At 69.7% G+C, this 9,801-nt stretch carries 12 protein-coding genes; 9 read left to right on the top strand and 3 right to left on the bottom strand.

Going from position 1 to position 9,801, the window contains the following annotated elements:
- Positions 1 to 168: 168 nt before the first annotated feature.
- The 3 genes from ACK5IN_RS02910 (at position 169) to rplA (ending at position 1,990) form a co-directional block, all read left to right on the top strand.
- Positions 169 to 729: a hypothetical protein gene (locus tag ACK5IN_RS02910; protein WP_416894723.1), complete on the top strand. Its 561-nt coding sequence runs from the start codon at positions 169 to 171 to the stop codon at positions 727 to 729.
- Positions 730 to 854: 125 nt separating this feature from the next.
- Entirely contained in the window at positions 855 to 1,286 is a 432-nt protein-coding gene (gene rplK, locus ACK5IN_RS02905; protein ID WP_416894722.1) for a 50S ribosomal protein L11, read from the top strand.
- Positions 1,287 to 1,300: 14 nt separating this feature from the next.
- Entirely contained in the window at positions 1,301 to 1,990 is a 690-nt protein-coding gene (gene rplA / locus ACK5IN_RS02900; RefSeq protein ID WP_416894721.1) for a 50S ribosomal protein L1, read from the top strand.
- A gap of 81 nt (positions 1,991 to 2,071) precedes the next feature.
- On the opposite strand, the gene ACK5IN_RS02895 is transcribed toward rplA, so the two are convergent.
- Positions 2,072 to 2,719, bottom strand: a complete 648-nt coding sequence (locus tag ACK5IN_RS02895) for a LysE/ArgO family amino acid transporter (protein WP_416894720.1) — start codon at positions 2,717 to 2,719, stop codon at positions 2,072 to 2,074.
- A gap of 70 nt (positions 2,720 to 2,789) precedes the next feature.
- Here ACK5IN_RS02895 and ACK5IN_RS02890 point away from each other — a divergent pair, with 70 nt between their 5' ends.
- Positions 2,790 to 3,692, top strand: coding sequence for a LysR family transcriptional regulator ArgP (locus tag ACK5IN_RS02890; protein ID WP_416894719.1), 903 nt, complete (start codon positions 2,790 to 2,792; stop codon positions 3,690 to 3,692).
- 198 nt (positions 3,693 to 3,890) lie between these two features.
- Here the strand turns inward: ACK5IN_RS02890 and ACK5IN_RS02885 are convergent, their stop codons facing one another.
- Complete coding sequence (locus tag ACK5IN_RS02885) at positions 3,891 to 4,520, bottom strand: YqaJ viral recombinase family protein (RefSeq protein ID WP_416894718.1); 630 nt, start codon at positions 4,518 to 4,520, stop codon at positions 3,891 to 3,893.
- Positions 4,521 to 4,617: 97 nt separating this feature from the next.
- On the opposite strand from ACK5IN_RS02885, the gene ACK5IN_RS02880 reads away from it, so the two are divergent.
- The gene (locus ACK5IN_RS02880) at positions 4,618 to 5,256 is read left to right on the top strand and encodes a hypothetical protein (protein WP_416894717.1); all 639 of its coding nucleotides are present in this window, start codon (positions 4,618 to 4,620) and stop codon (positions 5,254 to 5,256) included.
- Here ACK5IN_RS02880 and ACK5IN_RS02875 read toward each other — a convergent pair.
- On the bottom strand, positions 5,253 to 5,405 hold the full coding sequence (locus ACK5IN_RS02875; RefSeq protein WP_416894716.1) for a hypothetical protein: 153 nt from the start codon (positions 5,403 to 5,405) through the stop codon (positions 5,253 to 5,255). The two genes, ACK5IN_RS02880 and ACK5IN_RS02875, sit on opposite strands and share 4 nt — an antisense overlap.
- Before the next feature lie 288 nt (positions 5,406 to 5,693).
- Between ACK5IN_RS02875 and rplJ the strand changes: the two genes are divergently transcribed.
- From rplJ to ACK5IN_RS02855, 4 genes are all read left to right on the top strand, one after another.
- Positions 5,694 to 6,209: a 50S ribosomal protein L10 gene (rplJ, locus tag ACK5IN_RS02870; RefSeq protein ID WP_416894715.1), complete on the top strand. Its 516-nt coding sequence runs from the start codon at positions 5,694 to 5,696 to the stop codon at positions 6,207 to 6,209.
- 41 nt (positions 6,210 to 6,250) lie between these two features.
- Complete coding sequence (gene rplL / locus ACK5IN_RS02865; protein WP_416894714.1) at positions 6,251 to 6,646, top strand: 50S ribosomal protein L7/L12; 396 nt, start codon at positions 6,251 to 6,253, stop codon at positions 6,644 to 6,646.
- A 79-nt stretch (positions 6,647 to 6,725) separates the two neighbouring features.
- Positions 6,726 to 8,090, top strand: a complete 1,365-nt coding sequence (locus tag ACK5IN_RS02860) for a cystathionine beta-synthase (protein ID WP_416894713.1) — start codon at positions 6,726 to 6,728, stop codon at positions 8,088 to 8,090.
- Between the two features lie 217 nt (positions 8,091 to 8,307).
- The gene (locus ACK5IN_RS02855) at positions 8,308 to 9,462 is read left to right on the top strand and encodes a cystathionine gamma-synthase (RefSeq protein WP_416894712.1); all 1,155 of its coding nucleotides are present in this window, start codon (positions 8,308 to 8,310) and stop codon (positions 9,460 to 9,462) included.
- The last annotated feature ends 339 nt before the right edge of the window (positions 9,463 to 9,801 follow it).

The raw sequence follows: 9,801 nt of genomic DNA, 5'->3' as shown, positions 1-9,801 counted from the left end.
GTGCATGGGCAGGATGGCGTGCGGGATGTGCCTGTAGCATCCGTCATCGTGCACATCTCCGCGTTTCTGCGCGGCTTCGCCTCCTCCACAGCGTGAGTGCGCCGAGCATTCGTCCACAAATCGGGGCGATGGCCGCCCGACGGCGTCACGACGCGCGACGCTCAGTGGATGACAGAGCTTCAGGATGTCGTCCGCGAACAGGGCGGAGTCGCCCGTGTGTCGGCGCTGCGCACGCAGGGTTTCTCGCGCCGCACGATCGAAGGCGAGGTCGCCGCGGGTGCGCTGATCCGTCCGCGCAATGGCTGGGTCGCCGCGCCCGGAGCCAACCCCTTCCTCATCGCCGCGGCACGTGCCGGCGTCGTCCTCACGTGCGTCACTCAGGCGAGCAGACTCGGCCTGTGGGTGCTGCGCGAGGAGGCCGTGCACGTCGCGGCTCCGCAGCACCGCCACATCGGAGAGGTGCGGGAGGGGACGCGTGTGCACTGGGCGCGGCCGGTGGTGCCGCGACATCCAGACGCTCTTGCCGACCGTGTGGAGAACGTGCTCGTGCTCGTCGCGACCTGCCTGCCCCAGGAAGAGGCGCTCGCGATCTGGGAGTCGGCGCTGCGGCAGGGTCTGGTTGCACGAGAGGAGCTCTCCCGGATGCTGCTGCCCACCGCCGCGCGAGCGCTGCTCGAGGTGTGCTCACCGTACTCCGTCGCGGTGCGCGTCATCGGACGCATCGGGTAGACTAGGACGGTTGCGCGCGCGTCGCGTGACGAACCCCACCACCTCCAGGGCTCGCCTGGTTCGTGGCAGCGTGCCCGCCCCTCGACAGGCTCGGGGAGCGAGCACACGAAAAGGAAGTGAAGAGAATGGCACCGAAGAAGAAGGTGACCGGCCTGATCAAGCTCCAGATCAATGCCGGCGCCGCCAACCCGGCCCCGCCGATCGGCCACGCGCTCGGTCAGCACGGCGTCAACATCATGGAGTTCTGCAAGGCGTACACCGCCGCGACCGAGTCGCAGCGCGGCAACGTCGTCCCGGTCGAGATCACCGTGTACGAGGACCGCTCGTTCACGTTCATCCTGAAGACCCCGCCGGCGGCCGAGCTGATCAAGAAGGCCGCGGGCGTGAGCAAGGCATCGCCGACCCCGCACACCGTCAAGGTGGGCAAGCTCACCAAGGAGCAGGTGCGTCAGATCGCCGAGACCAAGCAGCCCGACCTGAACGCGAACGACATCGAGGCCGCCTCGAAGATCATCGCGGGCACCGCCCGTTCCATGGGCATCACGGTCGAGAGCTGAGGGGAGCGATAAACATGGCACACAAGTCCAAGGCCTATGAGGCCGCCGCGGCGAAGATCGACCGCGACACGTTCTACACGCCCACCGAGGCCGTCGCCCTCGCCAAGGAGACCGGCTCGAAGAAGTTCGACTCGACCGTCGAGGTCGCGCTGAAGCTTGCCGTCGACCCGCGCAAGGCCGATCAGATGGTGCGCGGCACCGTCATGCTCCCGCACGGCACGGGCAAGACGGCCCGCGTGATCGTCTTCGCGACCGGCCCCGCCGCCGAAGCGGCCATCGCCGCGGGCGCCGACGAGGTCGGCGGCGCCGAGCTCATCGAGAAGGTTGCCGGCGGCTGGACCGACTTCGACGCCGCGGTGTCGACTCCCGAGCTGATGGGCCAGGTCGGTCGTCTGGGCAAGGTGCTGGGCCCCCGTGGCCTCATGCCGAACCCGAAGACCGGCACCGTCACGCCCAACCCGGCCAAGGCCGTGGAGGAGATCAAGGGGGGCAAGATCGAGTTCCGCGTCGACAAGCACGCCAATGTGCACTTCATCGTCGGCAAGGCCTCGTTCACCGCTGAGCAGCTGGACGAGAACATCCAGGCCGCCCTCGAAGAGATCGTGCGCCTGAAGCCGTCGAGCGCCAAGGGCCGCTACATCCAGAAGGGCGCCGTGTCGACCACGTTCGGCCCCGGCATCCCGCTGGACGTCAACGTCATCTGACGCCCCTCGACAAGCGCGGGGAGCGGTAGCCGTGAAGAGGCTCCACCTTCGGGTGGGGCCTCTTGCCGTTGGCGCAAGGGCTCACCGCGAAAGCACGAGGCTGACACCCAGCCCGATCATCACGACCGCGATCACCGCATCGAGGATGCGCCATGCGCGCGGGCTCGCGAGCCAGCGGCCGAGAAACCGCGCCCCCAGCGTGAGGCCGAAGAACCACACGACGCCGCCGAGCACCGCACCGGCGGCGAAGACCCAGCGGGCATCGCCGTGCGTGTTGGCGACGCCGCCGAGCAAGAACACCGTGTCGAGGTACACGTGCGGGTTCAGCCACGTCAGCGCGAGGCAGGTGAGCACGACGGGCAGCGCGCGGGTGGCGACGCCCGTCGCGCCGGGCGCGGGAGTGGATGCCTCGGCCTCCGCCTCGCCCACGGTAAGCACCGCCCCGCGTGGTCGCCACGCGCGGCGCGCGGCGAGCAGGCCGTAGCAGACCAGGAAGATCGCTCCCGCCCAGCGCGCCGCGTCGATGAGCCACGGCACCGCCTGCAGCACGAGCCCGATGCCCGAGACGCCGAGCACGATGAGCACCGCGTCCGACAGTGCGCAGATGGTCGCGACGAGCACCACGTGCTCGCGACGCACGCCCTGGCGCAGCACGAAGAGGTTCTGCGCGCCGATGGCGACGATGAGCGACAGGCCGAGCCCGAGGCCGGCAAAGAAGGACGGGACCACGAGCACCACGCTAGACACGCGCCATACCTAAGACCAGATCGAAATTCTTGTGTTGAATTAGCATTGCTTCATGCGAATTCCGCTCGACCTCGCCGAGACGGTGGCCACGATCGTCGACGAGGGCACCCTCGAGGCGGCCGCCCGCCGGCTGCACATCACGCCGTCTGCGGTGAGTCAGCGTCTGAAGACCCTCGAGGAGCAGCTGGGGCGGGTGCTCATCGTGCGCACCAAGCCCGCGCAGCCGACCGAGGCGGGCGCGGCCGTGCTTCGCCTGGCGCGCCAGCTGGCGCTGATCGAGCACGATGCGGTGCGCGAGTTGGGTGCCGAAGAGCAGGTGCGGTTCCGCGTGCCGCTGGCGGTGAACGCCGACTCGCTGGCCACGTGGTTCCTCGAGCCGCTGGCGCGCGTGAGCCGGAGGCATCCGGTCGTCTTCGACCTGCACCGCGACGACCAGGACTTCACCGCGGGACTGCTCGAGTCGGGGACCGTTCTCGGCGTGGTCACGTCGCGCGCGACGCCGGTGTCGGGCTGCCGCGCGGTGCAACTCGGCATCATGCGCTACCAGGCGTGCGCGACGCCGGCGTTCGCCGCGGAATGGCACCTGCCGGACGGGCTCGCGCAGGCGCCGATCGTCGATTTCGACCGCCGCGACGATCTGCAGACGGAGTGGCTGACCGCCAGGGGAGTGGATGTCGCGGCCCCGCCGCGCCACTACGTGCCGGCGTCGAGCGACCTCGCTCGGGCGGTGCGGCTCGGGCTCGGCTGGGGACTGCTGCCGACGCTGCAGTCCGCCGAAGCGCTCGCCACGGGTGACCTCGTGCCGCTCGGTGGCGACCCGGTGGATGTGGAGCTGTTCTGGCAGCAGTGGAACCTGCGCTCGCCCCTGCTCGACGCTGTCGCCGAGGAGGTGCGCACCGAAGCGCGAAGGGTGCTCGAGCCGATTCAAGCTTGTGGCGATGCGGGAGTTGCGTGACTGTCGGCCCGATCGTGCCGTGGCACCTCACCGTCAGCGTGGAGGCCCCGAGCGCGGCACCATGGCCCTGAGCCTCAGCGCACTCGGCGGCACGCCGCTTGTGGTGGACGCGCTGCTGCGCGCGCAGGCGTGGACCTTGGACTCACCACAGGTGGGACAACAGACCCACCCAACAACCATGACCTAACGGCGCGACCTCTAAGAAGAGACCGGTCGGTCGACTCTTCTCTGAGTGCGCGCGTACAACTCGTCGATCAGGGCCGTCGCCAGCGTCACGAGCTTGGTGATCTCGCGGTCGTCGCGGTCGACCCACACGCACCGGGGCTCGTCGTCGACGGGCACGAAGTCGTCGTGCTGCTCCCATGCGACGAGCGTGCGCTCGGCACCCAGCACGTGCTGCTGCCACCACACCTGGCGCAGGTACGACCGGGGCACGCTGCGCCACGGCTTGTTGGTCGTCTTGATCTCGGCGAGCGTGATGCGGCCGCCGGTGTCGACGGCGACCCCGTCGGGGGTGGCGAGGTGGCGCTTCTCGACGACAGCGTGGAAGAGTGCAGAAGAAGGCTGGATGCCGTGGGTCGCCGCGACCCACGCGGCGATCATCGGCTCGCGCATCCGGCCGTGTGCGGTGTAGGCGTTGCCGGTGAACCCCGAGCCCAGCAGCTTCGCGTCCGCGGCACGGGGGATCGACCGTTCCGAGGTGAGGGCGGCGACATCGGTCGCCGTGATGCCGCGCGAGCGCGCGCGCACCCACGCGACCCGGTCGCGCGAGTCGGCGACCACACGCGCTGCCAGTTCCGGAGAGCGGGCGGCGAGTTCGGGGGTCACCGTTCGAGCCTACGTCGCACCGCGGACGGGCCTGTCCCGACGCTCCGTGTCGCTCAGGACTACAGGTGAGGTACGGCGGTGCGGGTAGGCTCGCCGTGTGCCGCAGCGGATCACCTGGGACGACTGGCTCAACGCCGGTGTCATCGACGGACGGCGCGACGACGGGGTGGCCTACCGTGCCCGTGTCGAGGAGCGAGTCCAGATGCTGCTCGCCTGGGCGACCGACGGCGACGCCTACATCCGCGATCCCGACGTCACCGTGTGCGACACCCTCTGCGTTGCCGCCGAGCACCTCGAGTCGATCGGCGAGTTCGACCGTGCACTGGCGATCGCCGAGGATGCGGCCGCGGCCGACGATGCCGAACCGCTGGGCGCGCACCCTGAGATCATCTCGATTCTCCTCTCCGCCGGCCGCGTGGACGACGCGTTGGAACGGGTGAGCGAAATCCTCGTCGCCTTCCGAGCCGATCCCGATGATGTCGACCCCCAGATCTTCGAGCGCGTCGGCGAAACGCTCGAGTACGGCGCGTCCGACGACGCCCGAGCACTGGCCGCGGCCGAGCGATTCTTCACGATCGGCGCACGACACGTCAGCGTATTCGACGACGACGACCGCGCGTGGGGGATGCTGCTCAGCGGCCGGTACCGCGTCCGCCGCGCGCAGGAGAAGCCCATCGACGTGGGGGACGCCGAGACCGAGGAACTCCGGCGCGAACTCGGCTGGGAGCCGCTCTAGCCTTCGGTGCCTGCTCCATCCACGTCGATGACCTTGCCGGCGATCCTGCCCGTCGACGGCGGCTCGAACGAGAGCGACACGGTGCGGTAGAGCGCCGCCCAGGCATCCGGATCGATGCCGGGCTCGAAGGCGCGCTCGAGCTTCTTCATCGGCTACCTGCTGCCCGTGAAGTGGTGCATCGAGGCTGAACCGACGCGGGCCCGGCTGATTTGGCCGGGCCCGCGGCATCCCGTATTCTGTTCTGTAACCGAAGACCGCCGGTCATCGTCGCGCCAGCGCAACGATCGAAGCACTGCTCAGCAGGGGCCCGCGCAGGTGACACGAAACTCTTCTTGAAGCTCCGTGCGCTTGCGCCGGAGCTTTTTCTGTACCGTGCAGCCGGCACCGAGGCCGGCGCCCCGCCATCGCGGAGCGCCTCGTACATACAAGGAGTGGCCATGGCGCAGAAGGAAGCTACGGTTGCCGAGCTCACGAAGAACTTCGAGGACTCGACCGCCGTTGTGCTGACCGAGTACCGCGGGCTGACGGTTGCCGAGCTCAAGGAGCTCCGCAACAGCATCCGTCAGGACGCGGAATACGCCGTGGTGAAGAACACGCTGACCAAGATCGCGGCCAACAAGGCCGGGATCGATGCGCTGGACGACGACCTCAAGGGTCCGTCGGCCATCGCCTTCGTGCACGGCGACCCGGTCGCCGTCGCGAAGGGCCTGCGCGCCTTCGCCAAGGCACACCCTCTTCTCGTGATCAAGGGCGGGTTCTTCGACGGAGCCCCCCTGAGCGCGGAGGAGGTAGGCAAGCTCGCCGACCTCGAGAGCCGTGAAGTCCTGCTGGCGAAGCTCGCCGGCGCGATGAAGGCCTCGCTGTTCCAGGCGGCATACGTCTTCCAGGCACCGCTGTCGAAGGCCGTTCGCACGGTCGACGCGCTGCGTGCGAAGCAGGAGTCCGCGGCCTGAGTCCAGGTCCGGCGAACAACACCCACACAAGGAGAAACATCATGGCAAAGCTCACCACCGACGAGCTGCTCGACGCTTTCAAGGAGCTCTCGCTCATCGAGCTCAGCGAGTTCGTGAAGAAGTTCGAGGAGACCTTCGAGGTCACCGCCGCCGCTCCGGTCGCCGTCGCGGCCGCCGGCGCCCCTGCTGCCGGCGGTGCCGGTGGCGATGACGCCGCGGAGGAGAAGGACTCGTTCGACGTCGTCCTCGACGCCGCCGGCGACAAGAAGATCCAGGTCATCAAGGTCGTCCGCGAGCTCACCTCGCTCGGCCTGGGCGAGGCGAAGGCTCTGGTCGACGCCGCTCCGAAGCCCGTGCTCGAGGGCGCGAACAAGGAGACGGCCGAGAAGGCCAAGGCCGCTCTCGAAGAGGCCGGCGCTTCGATCACCCTGAAGTAAGGCCAGCACCTCACACGAACGCCCCGGGGGCCGATCCCCGGGGCGTTCGTCGTCCACCGACCACGGGTAACTTTGACGCATGAAGTTCGCCGCATCCGTCCTTGATCTCGTCGGCGACACGCCGCTGGTCCGGCTCAACCGCGTGACCGACGGGATCGCTGCGACGGTCCTCGCCAAAGTGGAGTACCTCAACCCCGGCGGGTCGAGCAAGGACCGCATCGCCGTGCGCATCATCGACGACGCCGAGGCCTCCGGCGAGCTCCGGCCCGGCGGCACCATCGTCGAGCCCACGAGCGGCAACACCGGGGTCGGCCTCGCCCTCGTGGCGCAGCAGCGCGGCTATCGCTGCGTGTTCGTCGTGCCCGACAAGGTCGGCCAGGACAAGATCGACGTGCTGGCCGCCTACGGGGCCGAGGTCGTCGTGACGCCAACGTCGGTGCCCGCCGACTCCCCGGAGTCGTACTACAGCGTCAGCGACCGGCTCGCCAGCGAGATCCCCGGCGCGTTCAAGCCCAACCAGTACGAGAACCCGAACGGCCCGCGCAGCCACTATGAGACCACCGGACCCGAGATCTGGCGCGACACCGCTGCCGCGGTGACGCACTTCGTCGCCGGCATCGGCACGGGCGGCACGATCTCGGGTACCGGCCGCTACCTGCGCGAGGTGTCGGACGATGCCGTGCGCATCGTCGGCGTCGACCCCGAGGGTAGCGTCTACAGCGGCGGCACCGGGCGTCCCTACCTCGTCGAGGGCGTCGGCGAGGACATCTGGCCGGGGGCGTACGACCCGCAGGTACCCCACGAGATCGTCGCGATCGGCGATGCCGAGTCGTTCGCGATGACCCGACGCCTGGCCCGGGAAGAGGGGCTGCTCGTCGGCGGTTCGAGCGGGATGGCCGTGGCCGGCGCCCTGCGCGTCGCACGCGGGCTGCCGGCCGCGGCCGTCGTCGTCGTGCTGCTTCCCGACGGCGGCCGGGGCTACCTCGGCAAGATCTTCAACGAGCAGTGGATGCGCCAGTACGGCTTCACCGAGGGCGACGGGGTCGAGAAGGTGGCGGATGTCGTAGCCACGCGGGCCGCCGGCATCCCGGATCTCGTGCACGCCCGCCCCACCGACACCGTGCTCGACGCGATCACCCTCATGCGCGAGTACGGCATCTCGCAGCTGTTGGTGCTCAGTGCGCCGCCGCCGGTGGTGATGGGTGAGGTCGTCGGGGCGATCGCAGAGAAGAGCCTGCTCGAGAAGGTCTTCCGCGGCGAGGCCAAGACGACGGATGCCGTGTCTCAGCACGTCGGCGACCGGTTGCCGCTGATCGGGGCGCACGACTCGGTGGCCGAGGCTCGCGATGCGCTCGCCGCCGTCGATGCGTTGCTGGTGACGCGCGACGGCAAGCCGTACACGGTGGTCACGCGCCAGGACCTCCTTGCCTACCTCAGTCGCTGAGCCCCCTCGCAGCTCGCCCGGGCGGCCCTGACCGAACGCGCGCGGCGGGCGGCATCCGCAACGGCATCGTGCTGCTTCCGGCCGACCCGAACGGCACGATGTCGACCCTCGTGACCAGCACCGCACCGGGCGGCGACACGGGCTCGTCGCGGTGCCGTGAGCTTCACGGGGCGTAACCTCGGGGCCGGGTCGGCACGGTGAAAGTTAGGCTCGGGTCGTGAGCGATCAGCACTTCGACACCCGAGCCATCCATGCGGGCCAGGCCTTCGACCCGACCACCGGCGCGATCATCCCGCCGATCTACCAGACCTCCACGTTCGTGCAGGACGGGATCGGCGGGTTCCGCGGCGGCTACGAGTACAACCGGGCCGGCAACCCGACGCGCACGGCGCTCGAGACGCAGCTGGCCTCGCTCGAGGGCGGGGAGCACGCACGCTCGTTCGCGTCGGGGCTCGCCGCCGAGGACGCGCTGCTGCGCAGCATCTTGCAGCCGGGAGATCATGTCATCCTCGGCAACGACGTCTACGGCGGCACGTACCGCCTGCTGACCCGCATCTTCGGGAAGTGGGGGGTGGAGACGACGACGCTCGAGCTCTCCGACCTCGACGCCGTGCGCGCCGCCCTGCGGCCGACGACGAAGATCGTGTGGGTCGAGACGCCGAGCAACCCGCTGCTGAAGATCGCCGACATCGCCGGGCTCGCCGAGCTCGCGCACACCGCCGGGGCCGCGGTCGTCGTCGACAACACGTTCGCATCGCCCGCGCTGCAGCGGCCGTTCGAGCACGGCGCCGATGTCGTCGTGCACTCCACGACGAAGTACCTCGGGGGGCACTCCGACGTGCTCGGCGGAGCGGTCGTGTTGCGCGACGACGCACTGCTCGAAGAGGTCGCCTTCCAGCAGTTCGCTGTCGGCGCGGTGTCGGCACCGCTGGACGCCTGGTTGACGACGCGTGGCATCAAGACGCTCGGGGTGCGGATGCAGCGGCACTCCGAGAACGCGCAGGCCATCGCCGAATGGGCCGGCACCCGCCCCGAGTTCGAGACCGTGTACTACCCGGGGCTCGCGTCCCACCCCGGCCATGACATCGCGGCCGCCCAGATGTCGTCGTTCGGCGGCATGGTGAGTCTGGCGCTCGCCGACGGTGCCGCGGCGGCGCGCGCCTATGTGGAGTCGACGCGCCTGTTCCAGCTCGCCGAGTCCCTCGGCGGTGTGGAGTCGCTCATCGGCTACCCGCCCGAGATGACCCATGCCTCGGTGCGCGGCACGGCGCTGGCGGTGCCCGAGAACATCGTGCGACTGTCGGTCGGCATCGAGTCGGCCGGTGACCTCATCGCCGACCTGGAAGAGGCGCTCGGGCGCATCACACGTTGAGACGTGCCAGTCGAGCGCGGCGATGTACCGGTCGAACTCCGGTGCGGGAACTCCGGTGCGGGGACGGATGCCACGACCAGACCGTACCGGCCCGCCCCCGCGGTTCGCGCGCAACGGTCGTGGCTGTGCGCACGCTGTTAGTGCTGGGCGGCGCACTGCGGGCGCTAGACTAGCCCCTTCTCTCGCATCGTCGCGGCTTTCGTCCGCGCGGGCTGGCCGCCCGCTCCCGAAGGACTTCGTGACACCCTCCCCGTCTCACCCCGTGCCCGGCTCTGCCACCGGCGCGATCCGCACGCTCGGACCCGACCCGGCCACCGCACCGGTGATGCTGCACCCCGG

The sequence above is a fragment of the Microbacterium sp. genome, from assembly GCF_047971895.1.
Classification (GTDB): domain Bacteria; phylum Actinomycetota; class Actinomycetes; order Actinomycetales; family Microbacteriaceae; genus Microbacterium.
The sequence above is the reverse complement of the archived record's forward strand: the minus strand, read 5'-3'. Positions and strand labels throughout refer to the sequence as shown.

Excerpts from the sequence above, each read along its gene's own strand:
- ACK5IN_RS02910 (WP_416894723.1), top strand. The coding sequence starts at position 169 with ATGACAGAGCTTCAGGATGTCGTCCGCGAACAGGGCGGAGTCGCCCGT.
- rplK (WP_416894722.1), top strand. The coding sequence starts at position 855 with ATGGCACCGAAGAAGAAGGTGACCGGCCTGATCAAGCTCCAGATCAAT.
- rplA (WP_416894721.1), top strand. The coding sequence starts at position 1,301 with ATGGCACACAAGTCCAAGGCCTATGAGGCCGCCGCGGCGAAGATCGAC.
- ACK5IN_RS02890 (WP_416894719.1), top strand. The coding sequence starts at position 2,790 with ATGCGAATTCCGCTCGACCTCGCCGAGACGGTGGCCACGATCGTCGAC.
- ACK5IN_RS02875 (WP_416894716.1), bottom strand. The coding sequence starts at position 5,405 with ATGAAGAAGCTCGAGCGCGCCTTCGAGCCCGGCATCGATCCGGATGCC.
- rplJ (WP_416894715.1), top strand. The coding sequence starts at position 5,694 with ATGGCGCAGAAGGAAGCTACGGTTGCCGAGCTCACGAAGAACTTCGAG.
- rplL (WP_416894714.1), top strand. The coding sequence starts at position 6,251 with ATGGCAAAGCTCACCACCGACGAGCTGCTCGACGCTTTCAAGGAGCTC.
- ACK5IN_RS02860 (WP_416894713.1), top strand. The coding sequence starts at position 6,726 with ATGAAGTTCGCCGCATCCGTCCTTGATCTCGTCGGCGACACGCCGCTG.